The 17,068-nt window shown below is 72.8% G+C and carries 14 protein-coding genes; all 14 read right to left on the reverse strand.

Features of this window, described 5'->3' with window-relative positions; translation table 11 throughout:
• Positions 1-32: 32 nt before the first annotated feature.
• Complete coding sequence (locus tag ABZS58_RS38000) at positions 33-1,049, reverse strand: class I SAM-dependent methyltransferase (RefSeq protein ID WP_354788297.1); 1,017 nt, start codon at positions 1,047-1,049, stop codon at positions 33-35.
• Positions 1,046-1,981, reverse strand: coding sequence for a hypothetical protein (locus tag ABZS58_RS38005; protein WP_354788298.1), 936 nt, complete (start codon positions 1,979-1,981; stop codon positions 1,046-1,048). The genes ABZS58_RS38000 and ABZS58_RS38005 overlap by 4 nt, the downstream gene beginning before the upstream one ends.
• 8 nt (positions 1,982-1,989) lie before the next feature.
• On the reverse strand, positions 1,990-3,045 hold the full coding sequence (locus ABZS58_RS38010) for an endonuclease/exonuclease/phosphatase family protein (protein ID WP_354788299.1): 1,056 nt from the start codon (positions 3,043-3,045) through the stop codon (positions 1,990-1,992).
• Positions 3,042-4,046: a glycosyltransferase family 2 protein gene (locus tag ABZS58_RS38015; protein WP_354788300.1), complete on the reverse strand. Its 1,005-nt coding sequence runs from the start codon at positions 4,044-4,046 to the stop codon at positions 3,042-3,044. The genes ABZS58_RS38010 and ABZS58_RS38015 overlap by 4 nt, the downstream gene beginning before the upstream one ends.
• Positions 4,043-5,038 (reverse strand): glycosyltransferase family 2 protein, encoded by a 996-nt coding sequence (locus ABZS58_RS38020; protein ID WP_354788302.1) that lies wholly within the window; start codon positions 5,036-5,038, stop codon positions 4,043-4,045. Before ABZS58_RS38020 ends, ABZS58_RS38015 begins: the two co-directional genes overlap by 4 nt.
• Positions 5,035-6,099 (reverse strand): endonuclease/exonuclease/phosphatase family protein, encoded by a 1,065-nt coding sequence (locus tag ABZS58_RS38025; protein ID WP_354788304.1) that lies wholly within the window; start codon positions 6,097-6,099, stop codon positions 5,035-5,037. The genes ABZS58_RS38020 and ABZS58_RS38025 overlap by 4 nt, the downstream gene beginning before the upstream one ends.
• Positions 6,096-7,124, reverse strand: coding sequence for a glycosyltransferase family 2 protein (locus tag ABZS58_RS38030; RefSeq protein WP_354788305.1), 1,029 nt, complete (start codon positions 7,122-7,124; stop codon positions 6,096-6,098). The genes ABZS58_RS38025 and ABZS58_RS38030 overlap by 4 nt, the downstream gene beginning before the upstream one ends.
• A gap of 16 nt (positions 7,125-7,140) precedes the next feature.
• Positions 7,141-8,061 (reverse strand): UbiA prenyltransferase family protein, encoded by a 921-nt coding sequence (locus ABZS58_RS38035; protein WP_354788307.1) that lies wholly within the window; start codon positions 8,059-8,061, stop codon positions 7,141-7,143.
• Positions 8,062-8,074: 13 nt separating this feature from the next.
• Complete coding sequence (locus tag ABZS58_RS38040; RefSeq protein ID WP_354788308.1) at positions 8,075-9,127, reverse strand: NAD-dependent epimerase/dehydratase family protein; 1,053 nt, start codon at positions 9,125-9,127, stop codon at positions 8,075-8,077.
• Positions 9,124-10,542 (reverse strand): aspartate aminotransferase family protein, encoded by a 1,419-nt coding sequence (locus ABZS58_RS38045; RefSeq protein ID WP_354788310.1) that lies wholly within the window; start codon positions 10,540-10,542, stop codon positions 9,124-9,126. Before ABZS58_RS38045 ends, ABZS58_RS38040 begins: the two co-directional genes overlap by 4 nt.
• 82 nt (positions 10,543-10,624) lie before the next feature.
• The gene (locus ABZS58_RS38050) at positions 10,625-11,161 is read right to left on the reverse strand and encodes a hypothetical protein (protein WP_354788312.1); all 537 of its coding nucleotides are present in this window, start codon (positions 11,159-11,161) and stop codon (positions 10,625-10,627) included.
• Positions 11,162-11,343: 182 nt separating this feature from the next.
• The gene (locus tag ABZS58_RS38055; RefSeq protein ID WP_354788313.1) at positions 11,344-14,508 is read right to left on the reverse strand and encodes a BTAD domain-containing putative transcriptional regulator; all 3,165 of its coding nucleotides are present in this window, start codon (positions 14,506-14,508) and stop codon (positions 11,344-11,346) included.
• Positions 14,509-14,896: 388 nt separating this feature from the next.
• Positions 14,897-16,459, reverse strand: a complete 1,563-nt coding sequence (locus ABZS58_RS38060) for a hypothetical protein (RefSeq protein WP_354788314.1) — start codon at positions 16,457-16,459, stop codon at positions 14,897-14,899.
• A 90-nt stretch (positions 16,460-16,549) separates the two neighbouring features.
• A complete protein-coding gene (locus tag ABZS58_RS38065) occupies positions 16,550-16,777 on the reverse strand; it encodes a hypothetical protein (RefSeq protein WP_354788315.1) in 228 nt (75 codons plus the stop codon).
• Positions 16,778-17,068: the final 291 nt, after the last annotated feature.

Consider the following 17,068-nt stretch of genomic DNA (forward strand, 5'->3'; position numbering starts at 1 on the left):
CGCCACACCACGGATCCCGTGGGCGCCGCCGTTCAGTGCCCCACCGAGAGCCAGAACGACGAAGGGCGCAGGCGCTCGCCCAGGTCCAGGTCCGCCCACAGGTCGTCGAACGCGCCGGCGAGCGCCGGGTCGCCGGCGATGTACGCGTTGGGCAGCTCCACCACGTACCGTCCCCGGTCGGCGAGCAGGAACGCCGCGAGGAGGTACTGCTCGGAGTAGGCCCGCCACCGCCACTGCGGCGGGTAGTCGCTCGGCAGCAGGATGTCGTGGATGTGCACCAGCACGCCGGGCCGCAGCCGGGGCAGCACCTCGAAGAAGAACACGGTGACGTCGGAGCCCATGAACGCCCGGTGCGAGCCGTCGAAGAAGACGATGTCGCCGGCCTCCAGCTCGTCGAACCGGCTGAGGTCGGTGGCTTCGAGAGGTTCGCGGATCACGGTGTCGCACAGCGCGTCGACCTCGGCCCGCGGCGACGGGTCGATCGAGGTGATCGTGGTGCGCAGGCCGTGGTCGGTGATGGCCCGGCGGGCGAACTTCGTCGAGTTGCCCGAGCCGATCTCCAGGTACCGGCGCGGGTTCGTCCCCGCCAGGAACCCGGTGAGGGCGAGGGCGTCCAGCGGCGGCAGCCAGCCGTTGCGCCAGTACGGCGTGGGGTCGGTCAGTTCGGCGTGCGACGGGATGGCCCGCAACGCGTCCAGGTGGGCGCGGAAGCCGGTCAGGTGCGCGCGGTAGCGGTCCTCGCCCTCGGCGAACCGGGCGGCGAGCTGCGGGTGGACCGGCCGTCCGTACCCGTAGCGGGGCTGTGGGTCGCCGAGGTGGTCGACGAACAGGGGGCGGCGCAGCCCGAACGCGGACAGCACCGCGCCGTGCAGGACCGGGTGGCGGTCGAGGTAGCGCACCGGTGCGCGCAGGACCGGCAGTGCGTTGAGCAGTTCGAGGCCGGACGAGGTGCTGACGGCGGCCCGGACGCGCCGCCCCCAGCGGCGGGCACCGGGTCGGGCGGAGGACTGGGCAGAGGGCTGGGCGGAGGGCATGGGGATGGAGGTCATGACAGCTTCCTTTCCAGGGTGAGGGGGGCCCGGACCCGGGCGGGGCGGATCACGCCGATCGCGGCCAGGACGACCAGCGTGCTGAGGGCGTCGACGACGGTGATGAGGATGCGGCTCAGCGCCACCACGATGACCAGCGCCGGACCGGTGATCAGGGTGGCCAGGGTGAGCCCGAGCACCAGCTCGCGCACGCCGAGGCCGGACGGGAGCACCAGGGCGACGACCCCGGCGACCACGGAGAGCGCGAAGCCGCCGACGCCGACGGTGAGCGCGTCGAGCGGGTCCGCGCCGAGCGCGACGGCCAGGACCGCGACGTGGGTGCCGCTGATCAGCCAGCCCAGCGCCATCAACGCGGTGGCCTTGCTCAGCGCGGCCCGGCCGGGCAGTTGCAGCGTGGTGTCGCGGCGCAGCAGCCGGGCGCCGAGGATCAGCGGCACGCGCAGCGTGCCTGGTGCCACGACGGGAATCACGGCGGCGGCGAGCACCGGCAGCAGCAGCCACCACAGTGGACTCACCGCGACCAGCGCCGGCAGGGCGAGCAGCCCGACGAGCAGCCCGGCCACCACCGCGAGCCCTTGACTGGCGAGGAACGCCGCGGCCAGCCGGGCGGGCGGCTCACCGAGCGCGGCGCCCATGCTGGCGTGCGCCACGGCCGGCCAGACCCCGCCGGGGATGTAGCGGGCCAGCCCGGCCAGGAAATACACCCGCAGCGCCTCCCGGGTCGGCAGCCGGGTGCCCAGGCCGCTCAGCAGCACCCGCCAGCCGAACATGCCCGGCAGGCCGCCGACACCGGCGAGGACCGCCGCGAGCACGGCGTTGCCCAGCCCGACCCTCCTGACCCCGTCGGCCAGCCCGTGCCGGGCCAGCCACAGCTGACTGCCGAGGAACAGCACGACCAGCACGTACGCGGCGATGCGCAGACCAGCGAACATCCGCCGCTTCACCGGGTGCCCCGCACGGTCAGCTCGATCCGCTGCAGGTGGTGGTCGGACATGCCGTGCGGGTCGACGAACTCGTTGCGCCGCACCGTCACCTGGTCCGACGTGAACGCCCAGTCGAGGCGCCACAGCGCGGCCGGCCAGTAGGAGCGCCACGACGCCGGATACAGGGAACGGTTGGCGCTCGCCGCGTCGTTCAGCCGGTCGGCGAGCGGCCGGATGTCGCCCATCGCCGGGCTGGTGTTGAAGTCCCCGGCGACGAGGATCGGATTGTGGTTGCCGGCCACGTCGTGTTCCAGCGCGGTGAACTGCCGGTCCCGGGCCTGCGCCCGCAGCCGCAGCTGCTCGTGGAAGCGCGCCGACAGCGGGTTGACCAGATCCAGCGGGATCGGCATGTGCACGTTGTAGACCGACAACGTCCCGCCCCCCGATGTCACGTCCACGCGGAGCGACTTGACCTGCTCGTACACCTGCCGCCAGCTACTGCCGGGGGGCGGCTCGGCCGGCAGTGCCACGACCTGCCGGACCGGCAGGCGGGTCAGCGTCAGCAGCTCGCCGCGCTCGATCGCGGTGTAGCCGGGGAAGTCGCCGGGCCGCAGGCCGTGCTCCTCGTACTCCTGCAGCAGGTACACGTCGGCGTCCTCGGCGCGCAGGAAGGCGACGAACCGCGCCGGGTCGTCCCAGGCGTCCCACACCTCCGTGTTCCACGAGACGACCTTGACCGGTGTTCCGGCGACGGGACCGGGCGACGGCAGCAGCGCCGCCGGGTTGAAGCCCGCCTGCGCGCCACCGACCACGAGACCCGCCAACGCGACCAGCAGCGGGCGGCGACCCAGCCGGAGCCCGGCGACGCAGGCGGTGAGCACGGCCGGTGCCAGCGCGAACGCCAGCGGTGGCAGCAGATCCGGCACCAGCCACAGCCACCAGCGGCCGCTCAGCAGCACGTTGAGCGCGGCGAAGACCAGCCAGGCGACGCTCACACCCACGACGAGGCGCCGTCGCCGGGGACCGTTGCGCCGCTCGATCACAGTGGACGGTGCGGCGAGGGTCGCGGTCATGCCGCGAGTCCTGTGTACAGGCGCCGGAAGCGTGTCGAGCCGACCCATTGCGTCAGGCCGGCGGCGATCCCGGCCGCGGTGGTCAGGTTCACCAGATAGTGCAGCGCCACCACCGCGGCGGCGAAGCCGGGACCCCGGTAGCGCAGGGCGGCCCCGAAGAACCGGCGCTCGCCGAGACACCAGGCGGCGAAGCACGCCAGCGGGACCAGCGCGCCGATCGGACCGAGCAGTGCGGGCACCGGCGCGGCGAGCAGGGCGAGCGCCGCGGCGAGGCAGCCGCCGGACTGCTGGCTGGTCGCCACCTGGGCGACCCGGCTGCGGTCGAGGAAGAACGGGATGTGCAGCCGGGTGCGGTGGAACACCTTGCGCAGCACCACCCGCAGCGTCGGATCGTTGTCGTGCTTACCGCGCACCGCCGGGCTGAGCAGCATCCGGTGCCGCGCACCGAGCCGCCGGCCGAAGTCGGCGCCCTCCGTCTCCCGCAGGTGCGGCAGGAACCCACCGAGCTCGGCGTACACGATCGCGGGGATGGCCATGATGGCGGTCGGGACGAAGTCGTGCAGCTCACCGGCCGCGGCCTCCAGCCAGTAGTACTGGTGGAAGTTGCGGTACCGCTCGACCACCCCGTTGACGATGAGCGGCTCCGGCTCGTACATGCCGGCGACGACGCCTGCGGTGGGGTCGGCCCGCAGCTCGGCGACCGCGTTGGCCACCGCGTCCGGGTGCATGGCCACGTCCGAGTCGACGAAGACCAGGATCTCGCCCGACGCCTCGGCCGCGCCGAGGTTGCGGGCGACGGCCACCCCGCCGTTGACGCCGGTGGAGACGACCTTCGCGCCCAACGCCCGGGCGACGGCGACCGAGTCGTCGGTGCTGCAGTCGTCGACGACCAGGATCTCGATCGGCTGGTACGTCTGCCGTTGCGCGGCCCGAACGCAGAGGCCGATCGTGGCGCCGTAGTTGTAGTTCGGGATGATCACGGAGACGAGTGGAGTGTTCAAGACGTTGCACCAATCGTGAAGCGGCGGCTCGGGCCGAAGCTCGGGTCGGTGAGGATGCGCAGCAGGCCCCTGGCGCAGCCGGCCAGCAGCGCGATGTGCAGGAGCAGGTTGACGCCAGTGAAGTACGCCAGGTAGGGCAGGCCCTTGCGGCGGGCCACGAACCGGGCGAGGGGCGGGTCGGCCACGGCGAACGCGGCCAGCAGCGCCGCGGGCACGGCCAGCAGCGCCGGGTCGAGCAGGCCCAGCGGCAACGCCGCCACCATGAGCGCCGCGACGGCCACACCGGCGGCGCGGTTGATGGCCAGGCCGCCGCGGCGCATCCGGTTGCGGGCCGAGAACGGCAGTAGCTGCGCCCGCCGGTACTGCTCGCCCAGCGCGTCCGCCAGCCGGTCCACCTCGTCGTGGTGGCCGACGATCGTGTCGGTGAGCCTGATCCGGTACCGCTCGCGGAGCCGTTCGCTGATCTCGTCGTCCTCCGCGCTGCGCAGCCGCTCGTCGAACCCGCCGATCTCGTCGAGGACCCGGCGTGGCACGGCGGCGAGGGCGAACACCGCCGTCTCGGTCCGCCCGACCTGCCGGGTCAACGCGAAGTGCAGGTGCAGCACCCGGTGGCGCTCGACCGGGCCGTCGTCGATGAGCGGCTCCGGCCCGTACACGCCGAAGACGCAGCCGCAGTCCGGCTCCTCGGCCAGGATCCGCAGCGCCTGCTCGATCGCGTCCGGGGCGAGGGCGACGTCGGAGTCCAGGAAGAACACCACGTCGCCGCGGCTGGCGGCCACGCCGGTGTTGCGGGCGGCCGAGACGCCCCGGTTGACCGTGTGCCGCACGACCGTCGCCCCGGCCGCCTCGGCGATCCGGACGGAGTCGTCGGTGCTGCGGTCGTCGACGACGATCACCTCGATCGGCCGCACGGTCTGCTCCTGGACCGAGCGCAGCACCCGGCCGAGCGTCTTGGCGTAGTTGTGGTTGGGGATGACCACCGAGACGTTCATGGCTGTCCTTTCAGGACGATCCGCACCTGTTGTGCCCGGTGGTCGGACAGGCCGTCCGAGTCGACGAGCCGGTAGTCGTCGGCGACGAGCCCGGCCGTGGTGAAGGTCCAGTCGATCCGCCACAGCGGCAGGCCGGCCGGCCACGACCCCGGGTAGACCGCCGTGCCGGCGGCGTCGAGGGTCTCGCGCAGCGCCGCCAGGTCGCCCATCGCCGGACTGGTGTTGAAGTCCCCGGCGATGATCGCGGGCCGGTGGTTCGCGGCGAGGTCGGCCCGCAGCCCGGCGAGCTGGCGGCGCCGTCCCTCGTCGCGTTCGCGGATCAGGGCGAAGAACCGCCGGCTCACGGCGAGGTCGATGTGGACCGGCAGGTGCACGTTGTAGGCGGAGATGGTGTGCCCGCCGGCGTCGAGGTCGGTGCGCAGGACCTTGGCCGCCGCGAACACCTGGTCGAAGCCGGCCGCACGGTCGGCGAGGTCCCGGTCCGGGCCGACCGGCGGGCTGGCCACGATCGGCAGCCGGCTGAGCGTCAGCAGCTCGCCGCGGGCGGCGATCGCGTAGCCGGGGAACGCCGCCCGCAGCGCCGGCTCGTCGTCCACCTGCCGGGCGCCGTCCAGCCCGGCCGTCTCGTCCCAGTGCAGGTACTCCTGCAGCAGGTACACGTCGGCGTGCTGGGACCGCAGGAAGGCGTAGAACCGGTCCCGCGGGACGTCCTGTCCCCAGTAGGCGGTGTTCCACGCGAACACCCGCAGACCCGGTCCGGTCCCGGCCGGTCCACTGTGGACGTCGATGCCGTTGTACGGCCAGCCGAGCGCGCCGGCGGCGACGGTCCCCGCCAGGACCAGCCGGGTGGCGGTGACCGGCACCCGGCGGCCGGACAGCAGCGCGGCCGGCAGCGCGGCGATGAGCAGGACCGGCACGAGCAGGAACGTCAGCGGCGGCAGCAGGTCGGGCAGCAGCCAGAGCCACCAGCGTCCGGTGAGCAGCTGCTGCAGGCACACGAAGGTCAGCCAGGCGCCGGTCGCGGCGACCAGGATTCTCGTGGCCCGGCACCAGTTCCTCATGCCACGTCCAGCAGCACCGGCCGCGGCTGCGGCGCGTGGTCGTAGAGCCCGCGGAACTCCCGCGACACCAGCCACTGCAGTGCGCCGAAGCCGGCGCCGGCCATGATGGCCACGTTCTGCAGCACCTGGACGCCGGTGAAGAACAGGCCGAAGGCGATGCCCCGGCGGCGGAACACGAACCGGTACATGTCGGCGTCGCAGCCGACCGACACGGCGAGCAGCGCCGCCGGGATCAGCGCGAAGAACGCACCGGCGAGGATCACCGGGAGGCTCAGCACCGCGGCGGTGGCGGCGACGCTGCCGAAGACGCGGGCCGAGGTCTCGAAGCCTGTGGCGAACCTGCGCCGCTTGGTGTAGAGCGGCACGCGCAGCCGGGTGCGGTGGAACACCTTGCGCAGCAACGGCCACAGGCGCGGCTCGTCGCGGTGCCGGCCGGACAGCGCCGAGGTGAGCAGCACCTGGTAGCGGGTCGACAGCCGCTGGCCGTATTCGACCTCCTCGGTCTCGCGCAGCCGCTCGTCGAACGGGCCCACCTCGGCGAAGACGTCGGCCCGCATCGCGCAGATCGCGCTGAACAGGAACGAGACCACGCCCTCGGAGCTGATCCGCCAGTAGTGTGCCTGCAGGCAACGGCACTCCTGCAGCAGGCTCTCCCGCTCGATCGGGACGTCGTCGAGCATGCCGCAGACCGCGCCGGCCTCGGGGCAGGCGTCCAGCAGCGCCGTCGCCCGTTCGATCACCGTCGGCGCCAGCTCGATGTCGGAGTCGAGGAAGAGCAGGACGTCGCCGGTCGCGAGCCGGGCGCCGAGGTTGCGCGCCGCGGCGGGTCCGCTGTTGACGGGGGTACTGGCGACGCGGACGCCGGCGGCCGTCGCGATCGCCACGGAGTCGTCGATGCTGCGGTCGTCGATGAACAGGATCTCGTGCGCCGGCAGGGTCTGCGCGCGGACGGCCGCGATGCTGCGGCGCAGGGACTCCGCGTGGTTGTAGTTGGGCATGATGACCGAGACCCGGGGTGCGGACACGGTGGCTCCTTTCGTTTCAGCCGTTGTGTGACAGCACGAGCGCGGTGGTGAACAGCAGGCCCCACACGGCGGCGGTGCCGACGATCGCGCGGTCGCGCAGCAGCACCCGGACGGGGTCGCCGGCGCCGTGGAGCAGGACCACCTGGATGTAGCGGGCGAGCGCGAAGAGGACCAGCGGCACCGATGCGAGGGTCGCCGGCTCCGCGAACGCGCCGAGCTGCGCCTCGCCGCGCAGGTGCATCAGGAACGCCACGGCGGTGAGGACCGCGGTCAGCTGGATCAGGTGGTCGGTGAGCTCGACCGTGTAGCCGCGCAGGGCGGGCCGGTGCTCGGCACCGCCGACGGACAGTTCCTGCCGCCGCTTGCCGAGGACCAGCAGCAGGCACAGCGAGAAGACCGCCACGAGCAGCCAGGTGGCCGTGCGGGCGCCGACGGTGAGGTAGCCCTCCAGCACCCGCAGGACGAACCCGGCGGCGACGCAGCCGGCGTCCACCAGCGGCACGTGTTTGAGCAGCCGGCTGTACAGGATGTTGAGCACCAGGTAGGCGAGGATCGGGCCGGGTGGCACGGCCGGGACGGCGACGAGCAGCAGGGCGAGCAGGGCCAGGACGCCGGCGGCGGCCGTCACGGCGAGGGTGCCGGAGATCCGGCCGGAGGCGATGGGTCGCAGCCGCTTCACCGGGTGCAGCCGGTCGCGGGCCCGGTCGGCGAGGTCGTTGCCGAAGTACACGGCGACGGACGCGAGCGTGAACGCGGCGGTGGCCACCAGGATGTTGCCGGCGGCGGCCGCCGTGGCCGACGGCACGGCGAGCAGGGCCGCCGGGACCACCAGGACGTTCTTGGCCCAGTGGACCGGCCGGGCGACCCGGACGAGGTCGAGGAGGACGGGAGTGGAGGCGGGCAGGGCGGTGGGTGCGGTCGTTTCCAGGGTTGTCATCGCGGTTCCCGTCTCAGAAGAGCACCTTGGCGGCGGCGAGTGCCCCCTGCTTCCATGGCTCGCGGCTGGTGATGCCGTTGCCGTTCCCCGTCGGCGCGCCACGCTGCTCGCGCCACCACGCGTACGTGGCCAGGATCGTGTCCCGGTTGGACCAGTCGGGCGCGTAGCCGAGCCGGTCCTGGGCTTTGGCGATGCTCACGTAGGAGTCGGCGAGCAGCTTGTGCAGCAGCCGTCCGTACACCGGGGACAGCCGGACACGCTGCAGCACCTCCAGGAACGCCACGGCCGGCCGGGCCGGCACCCCGACGACGCGCTTGCCGTGCCCGGCGGCGTCGAGCACCGCCTGGAAGTCCTCGCGGATCGTGCCGAAGTCGGCGGCGGCGATGTTGTAGGTGTCGATCGCGACGTCCGGCGGTGCGGTGAGGGCGGCCCCGATCGCCGCGACGAGATCCTGGACCGCGAGCATCTGCACCCGGACGTCGCCGCGGCCGAGGACCGGGAAGTTGCGGCCCTCCTCGGCCCATTCGAACAGCATCGCGAACAGCCCCATCCGGCCGGGGCCGAGGAACGTCTTGGGGCGCAGGGTGGTGAGGCACATCCCGTCGGCGCGCGCCTTGTCGGCCACGACCTCGGCGTCGGCCTTGGCCTCGCTGTAGGTGTCCACCGGTTCGCGCGGGTGGTCCTCGGTGGTGGGCACGACCTTCGGCAGGCCGTACACCGCGGTCGAGCTGATCTGCACCACGCGGGGGACCTCCGCCGCACCGGCCGCGTCGAGCACGCTGCGGGTGCCGTCGACGATCACCGACCGGATCACGTCGGCCGGGTAGCTGGGCAGCGCCGAGGCGCAGTGCACGACCGCGGCCGCGCCGGTGAACGCCCCCCGCATGGCGGCGGTGTCGCGGATGTCGGCCTCGACGTGCTCCAGCCGGGGGTGCGGCGGCACGGCGCTGCCGCGCCGGTCGACGCCGCGGACCCGCTCGCCCGTCGCGAGCAGGTGCTCCACCAGGTGCGTGCCGAGCATGCCCGCCGCGCCGGTGACCACGACGGCGCCTTCGTGTCCGGTCATCGCCCGGTCACCTTCTCGCGGACGAACGAGGTCAGCAGGCGGGGCAGGCCGCGGCTGAGCGTGGCGTCGAGACTGTCCAGGAAGTACTCCACGTCGTCGTCGGAGACGACCAGGCTGGGCGCGACCATGAGCGGGTTCTCGACGTTCGGGCTGTAGTAGGTGATGATCCCGTGCTCGCGGAACAGGTGGGAGATCACCGACAGCGTGATGAGCTTGGTCTTGAACCGCGGGTCGTGCGTGAAGCCGGGCACCAGCTTGCCGGCCAGGTCCAGGATCCGCGGTCCGCCGTCGAGGAAGACGCCCCACAGCGCCCCGACGCCCTTGACCTCGCGGACGATGTCCGGGTGCTGCTTGGCGATCCGCTGCAGGCCGGGGCCGAGCGCCGCTTCCAGCTGCCGGGCGCGGGCCGGGTAGTCGTCCTCGACCACGACGTTGACCGCCTCGATCGCGGTGGCGGTCTCCTCGCCGAAGCCGTAGTACGTGGTGCTGTGCAGGATGACGTCGGACAGCCGGTCGTACGCCTTGCGGAACACCGGCTCCCGCGCCGTGTAGCCGGAGATCGACGCCTTGCCGCCGCCGAGCGACTTCGAGTACGTCAGGATGTCCGGGACCAGGCCGGCGTGCCGCATGAAGGCGAACAGGCCGCCGGTCTTGCCCCAGCCGGTGTAGATCTCGTCGAAGATCAGGATGATGTCGTGCCGGTCGCAGAGCGCGCGGACGGCCCGGAGGTCGGCCTCGGACCACTGCCGGAGGCTTGAGGCGCTGAACGGCTCCAGCATGAGTGCGTAGACGTCGCAGCCGCCGTCGGGGCGCCGGGCCGCCTCGACCGCCGCGGTGAGCCCGGCGAGGTCGCCGTACGGGTAGACGCCGATGTTCGGCAGGCCCGGGAAGGCGAACGCGTTCTCCGTCGATCCGGTCAGGCTGCCCGCGCCCAGGGTCTTGCCGTGGAAGCTGATGTCGGCCCGCAGGATCGTGCCGCGGTTGCCGCCGTGGTACTTGTACGCCATCTTGATGGCGCCCTCGTTGGCCTCGGCCCCGGAGTTCGGGAAGTACGAGATGTTCAGGTCGCCGGGCAGCAGCGCGGCCACGTTACGGCTCAACGCGGCCAGGTACGGCGAGAAGAACGCCTTGTGGACCTCCATCCGGCACTGCTCGCCGTACCGCTGCCGGGCCCGCAGGATGCGGGGGTGGTTGTGGCCGTGGTTGAGCACGCCGACGCCGCCGGTGAAGTCGAGGACCCGCCGGCCGTCGCGCAGCCAGATGGAGGTGCCCTCGGCCCGCTCGACCAGTTCCCGGCCGAAGCCGAACGTGGTCATCAACGAGACCTGGCTGCGGCTGACGTAGCGGCGGTAGAGGTCGTGCACCTCCTCCGTGGACAGCTGCTCCACCTGGTCCAGACTGATCAGTTTCTGCATCGTGTACCGCCTCGTTTCGAAGTACCGATCGGGAAGCTGGCGGCAGCTCAACGCCCCGGCCTATCCGGTGGGCATCCGGCGCCTATCGCTCCTGCTCCCAGTGGCCGGCGGGCAGGTCCACGACGATGAGACGGGTCCGGTCCAGGCGGCTGGCGAGGGCGGCGAGCAGCACGGCCCGCGGTTCGGCGGCGGTGAGGACCACGTCGGCGGCGCTCAGCAGCGGGGTGGGCAGGCGCCGCTCGCCGAGGTGCAGCACGACCGCGCCCGCGGCGAGCCAGCCGGCCCGCAGCGGTGCCGCGTGCACCGCGTCGGCCAGGAGCACGAGATCGGTGCCGCGGACGACGTCACGGGCGTGCCGCCCGACGCACAGCTGGACGCCGCGGCGGCGCAGCGGCTCGACCAGCCGGTCCCACAGGTCGTCGGCGGCCCGGTCGTCGGGGTCGAAGAGCGCGACCTGGCTGACCGTGGGCAGCAGGTCCGGCAGCAGCGCGAGATATTCGTCGGCGAGCGCGTCGGCGCCGAGCAGGCCGACGGTGAGCACCCCGCGATTGACCAGCGCGCCGGCGACCGTCAGCCCGAGGCGCGCGGCACGGTGCCGCGGGACGTCGCCGTGAACCACAACCGGGGACTGTGCCGCGCCCGTCTATCGATCCGCTATCCATGACGCATCGGTGATCCCCGGTGGCCGACGGATAGAGCATCGAAAGGCGCCGCTGGTCCCGTGGTTGCCAGCCACCCCCGGCAACCGAAGGGACACCGAGATGACCACGCAGAAGCTCGACACCAACTGGGGCAGCCCGCTCACGCCGGCGGGGTCAGCTCGCTGATCCGCCGCCGGAGCCCACGGGCCTCCGCGGTGTCGTCGTCACGATCGGCATCGCCCAGCAGGGTTCCGGCACTGACCGCGGCACGCATGGCGCCGTGCGTGTCGCCGCACCGCAACCGCAGCTCCCCCAGCACGACCAGCGCGTTGACCTGCTGCACCAGCGCGCCGACCGCACCGAACGTCCGCGCCGCGGCGGTGAGCCGCTCCCCGGCCCGGGCCGGGGAGTCCCGCTCGATGTCCAGCATGCCGAACGCCAGCAGGACCCGCGCCTGCACGAGCTGGTCGCCGAGCTCCTCGGCCAGCTGCAACGCCTGCGACAGGGCGGTGTCCGCGGCCCCGTGCCGTTGCTCGCGGTGCCGGACCCGGCCGAGCCCCAGCAGCGCGTACGCCTCACCGAGCCGGTCGCCCAGGTCCCGCGTCAACCGCAGGACCTCATGGAACGCCTCCGCACCCCGGTCCAGCTCCTCGCGCAGCAGGTGGACCTCGCCGAGCCGGAACAGGACCTGCCCCTGCACCCGGCGGCTCCCGGCGATCTGCGTGATCACCAGCGCGTCGTCCAGGATCTTCTGCGCCTGGTTGGCGTCGCCCGCCTCCAGCCGGAGCGCGGCCAGGCTGCACAGCACATGCGCGACGGCGACCTGATCGCCGGCGTCGCGCAGGATCGGCAACGCCTCCTCGTAGCCGAGGCGGGCCAGATCCGGCCGACCGGTGATCCGGTTGAGGAAGGCGAGGTTGCGCAGCACGAGCCCGCGCCCGTGGTGGTCGCCGCAGGCGGTGAAGCCGTCCAGCGCCTGCCGCAGCCGGTCGCCGGCCCCGGCGTAGCGCTGCTCGACGATGTCCAGCGCGCCCAGCGTGTACTGCATCGCGGCCATGCCCCGGCGGTTGTCCACTTGCCGGACCAGTGCGAGCGCCAGCTCCGCCGACTCCCGCCAGTCCACCAGGTAGCTGCGCGCCTCGAACAGCGTGACCAGCGTCAGCGCGAGGTCCCAGGCCAGCTCGTCCCAGCGGTTGCGGACCGCCTGACGGACCGCGGCGGTGAGCGCCTGCCGCTCGGCCTCCAGCCAGCGGATGGGCTGCTCCAGCAGGTTCGCGACCGCGCCGCTGCGCAGCGTCCAGCGGGGCTCCGTGCCGTGCAGGATGGTGTACTGCCCGCCGTACTCGCGGCGGTGCGCCTCCTCGGCCAGGTGCAGCCAGCTGGCGAGGGCCCGCCGGACCGCGGCGGTCCGCTGACCGTCCGGCTCCTCGGACTGGGCCCGCTCCCGGGCGAACACCCGCACCAGGTCGTGCAGCCGGAACCGGCCCTGCCCGTCGGGCGTCTCGGCGAGCACCGCCAGCAGGTGCGCCCCGACCAGGTCGTCGACCAGGTCCTCGGCGTCGTCCAGGGGCACGTCCAGCAGCGCGGCGGCGATCCACGCACCGAACTCGGGCGTGTCGAGACAGGCCAGCAGCCGCAGCAGCCGCTGGGCGCCGGGCCCGAGACCGGAATAGCTCACCGCGATGCTCGCGCGGACGCCGAGCGCGCCGTGCTCCAGCTCGTCGAGGCGGCGGGTCTCGTCGCGCATCCGGCCGATCAGCCGGCTGGGCTTCCAGTGCGGCCGGGACGCGAGCCGGGCCCCGGCGATCCGCAGCGCCAGCGGCAGCCCGCCGCAGAGCGCCGCCAGCTCCGTCAGGGCCTCGTCGTGGCCGGCACGGGTTTCGTCGCGGCCGGCACGGGCTTCGTCGTCGCCGGTGCGGACGGACCCGACCACCGCCGCGAGCAGGTCGACCGACGGGCCGGGCGGCAGCACATCCAGCGACACGTGCACGGCGCCGGGCAGTGCCGTCAGCCGCTGCCGGCTGGTCACGATGACGGCCGCCGGCTCGTTGCCGGGCAGCAGCGGCAGCACCTGCGTCTCGTCGACGGCGCTGTCGAGCAGCACGAGCATCCGCCGGTCGGAGATCAGGTCGCGGTAGATCTCACCGAGCGAGTCGACGCCGCCGGGGATCGCCAGCCCGTTGACGCCGAGCGCGCGGAGGAACCTGCCCAGGATCTCCGCCGGATGGACCGGCTGGGTGCCGTCGGACAGGTTCGCGTACAGCGTGCCGTCGGGGAACGCGTGGCGCAGGTCGTGCGCGACGTGCAACGCGAGGGCGGACTTGCCGATCCCGCCGGGGCCCGCGATCGCGACGATCGCCGGTTGCCGGGTGGCGCTGCGGCCGGTCACCGCCGACGCTATCCGGGCCACCTCAGCGGCGCGGCCGGTGAAGTCCGCCGTGTCCAGCGGCAACTGGTTCGGCGGCACCTGCCGGGGCCGCGTCACCTTCGGCGGCTCCTCGACCGTCGCCGCCTGGGTCCGCTGCCGCTGGAGAGGCTCCTGGGTCCGCTGCCGCTGGCGGGACTCTTCGGTCGGCTCCGACCCCCCGGCGAGCACCAGCTGTTCGATGCGCCGTAGCTCCGCCCCGGGTTCGATGCCGAGCTCGTCGACCAGGACGGCACGGGCCCGCCGGTACACCTCCAGCGCCCTGGCCCGCCGGCCGCAGCGGTGCAGCGCGGTCATCAACGCGCCGTAGAACCACTCGTGCAGCGGGTGCAGCACGATCAGCTCACCCAGCTCCCCCACCAGGCCGGCGTGCCGGCCGAGCCGCAGGTCGACATCGATGCGCCGCTCCAGCACGGCCAGCCGCCGCTCGTCCAGGAGGCGCGCGCTGGCCTCCAGGATCTCGCCGCGCAGCCCGGCCAGCGGCGGACCGCGCCACAGCTCCAGCGCGGTGCGGAACAGCCCGGCGGCCTCGTGCAGCGCACCGTCGGCGGCCAGCTTGGCCGCCTGCACCGCCTGCTCCTCGAACAGCCGCGCGTCGAGCCGCGCGCCGATCAGCGTCAGCGCATATCCGGGCGGGCGGGTCTCGATGACGGCCAGCGGGCCGGTCGACGCCGCGGCCGCGAACACCCGCCGCAGGGTGGACACGCAGATGTGGACCTGGGAACGCGCGGTGGCCGGCGGGTGCTCACCCCAGAGCACCTCGATCAGCCGGTCTGTGGGCACCATCCGCCCCGCCTCGAGGCACAGCGCGGCCAGCACCGCATGGGTCCGGGGCCCGCCGAGCTGGACCGTCCGGCCGTCGACCGAAACTTCGACCGGCCCGAGAATGCCGATGTCCATGCCGCTCCGCTCTCCAGCCGCCTTCTCCGGCAGCAACATTGAGAGCGGAGATCCACGATGGTAAATGGAGCGTAGCAGTGCGGTTACCCCTTGACCATGCGGACCAATCGACCACCGCCACCCCACTCGGTCTGAACCGGCCGAACCGGTACGGCCGCCGGCCGGCGGTGTTGTTGCACGCGTGAGGCCGCCGTGCAACACCCGGCATCTCCGGTATCGGAACCTCCTAACGTCGGTGCCAGCGCCCATCCAGTACTTCCAGGGTGCGTTGATCGGTCTGGCTGCATCGGCGTCTGCGGACTGCCCGCAGGCATGGTGGGCTGTTGCCGGCTGGAGGGGGTGGCAACAGCCCACCTGGCGCGGAGCCGGGTGCTGCCGGCCTGGCACATCAGGTCAGGCAGACGTCGGTGCGCATGAGCCATGACGCCGCGGTGCGGGCTGACGCAGGCAACGCGGGGTCGCTCTGGATGGCGGCGAGCAGCGGACGCTGACCGTCGGTGCCGATGCCGTGGACGATGCCCAGCACGATGCCTTCGGTCAGTTCCGACGGTTGCCGCAGCCAGGCGGCGACCTGGACGTCCAGGACCTTCCGCCAGGCCGCCGGCGACTGCTGACCGGCACAGTACGGCGTGGCCCATGCCGCGGCGTGGCGCGCCGCCGCGGGGAAACCCGGCCGGATCAGGATGTCCCGGATCAGCGGCCGGTGGATGTCGACGTTGAGTTGGGTGATGGCTCGCAGCGACGCGGCCAGCGGGTAGGTCTGTCCACGACTGGCGATGTCCGCGGTGATCTCGTCGAGGAGCGTTTGTGCCACTGCCCGCCGATACGGGGAGGCGGCCAGCAGCATGCTCGCGACCATTCGCCGCTCCGGATTCGATCCGAACAGCGTCTCGCCGATGAGCTCCGCGAGGACGGCGTCGGCGCCGCCGGAGCCGGTCCCGAGTCGGCTCTGGGCGCGTGCGGCGATGCGGCGGCCGGCGAGCTGTGCCGGTTGCGGCTCGGCGGATCGCCCGGCCTGCCAGGTGCGGTGCGCGTCGTCGACCGCGGACAGGCTGCGGTGCAGGCTCTTGACGTTCGGCAGGCGGCGGGTCAGCCGGCGGGCGACGTCGATCGCCAGTGGCGCCAGCGCGGGGTCCAACGCAGGATCGCTGATCGTCGAGCTGAGACAGGCGGCGAGCTGGAGCCACTCGCCGTCGCGGAAGTGCGCGAGACCGACTTTGCGGATCGCGGCCAGGAGCGCTCCGTGCATGGCGCGATCGCTGTCCGGGCGGGATATCTGCCGTAGGACGTACCGGTTCGCCGCCGCGTCCGCGGTGACGTCGAGCAGGGACAGCGGTTCGATGACAGCTGTCGTCGAGAGGTCCTCGGCCATGCCGATGCATGCGGCCACGGCATGCGTGCGGGCCGTCGGATGTTCCAGCAGCCGGCTCATCGCCTCTTGGCGTTGCAGCCAGGCGCTGCCGACCGCGACCACGAGCTCGCCGAGCAGGCGGTCCGCGAGGTCGCGCCACAGGTGTCGCGGGTAGAACTCGAGCTCCTGGCGGGCGGAGATCAGGTCGGTCAGACGCCCCCAGTCCGTGCCGGTCATGCTGCCGCCGCCGAACACCCGGTCGAGCAGCTCGGAGAGCCGCTGCCGATCCTGGTCGACATCGGCTCGGACGTCGTCCGCCAGCATCGGCGCGCCTTCGACGCGGTTCACCGCGTCGATGAGCGTCTTGAGCGAGTCGGTGGCCAGGCCCAGCAGGTGTTCGTAGCGTCGTACCGTCGCACGGGTGACGGCGAGGTCGCCGTTCTCCCAGCGGGTCACGTGTGACGGGGCGAGCGGCTTGGTCGTGTCGGTGCGGAAGGCGCGGGCGAACTGGCGTCCGGAGCGCAGGGTCTCATCGTCGCCGAGTCTGCGGTTGACGCGCAGCAACCAGCCGACATGACGCGCTGCTCCAGCTGCCGACACGGGTCAAACATGCCGCAGGCCGTTGCTGTCGTCAACAGAGGCGGTGGCCAGGGCCGACGCTCGGCCTTGACCACCGCTGTCTTCTTTGGGTCAGCCGATACCGGCACGCACGGCGGTGAGCCTGCCCAGCAACTCGTGGGCGCGCACGGCGCGGTCGGCGTCCTCCCGGCGGACCTGCTCGATGAACGCCTCGACGTCGTCGTGGCCCTTGGCGTCGGCGGAGTACTTCGCGCACACCTGGCCGCCCTTGAGGGCGTGGTACTGGATGCTCACGAGGTCGTAGACGATGTCATCGGCAGGGGTGTGAGACTCGGCCATTGCACAACTCCTTGTCGTCTCCTTGCGTCGCTGGTCACCTGAGGTCTACCCGCAGGTCACCGACGAACCCTCGACACACGCAGTCGGAGCAGTTCGGCGACCCGCCACTCGAACCGGCGGCCGGCAGTTTCAACGTTCAGCCTGCGGGTAGCGACCGGCGCCGGGGCCTGCATGGGTCGCTGCAGGCGTCTGCACATCCTCGATCTTGGAGTCGGCGTGACCGCGATAAAGCCCCAGCCGGTGCCGGTGCCCAGTCGCCTACGACAGGTCCGGCCGACGGTCAGAGGCTCC

The sequence above is a fragment of the Dactylosporangium sp. NPDC005555 genome (genome assembly GCF_040605635.1).
Taxonomy (GTDB): Bacteria; Actinomycetota; Actinomycetes; order Mycobacteriales; family Micromonosporaceae; genus Dactylosporangium.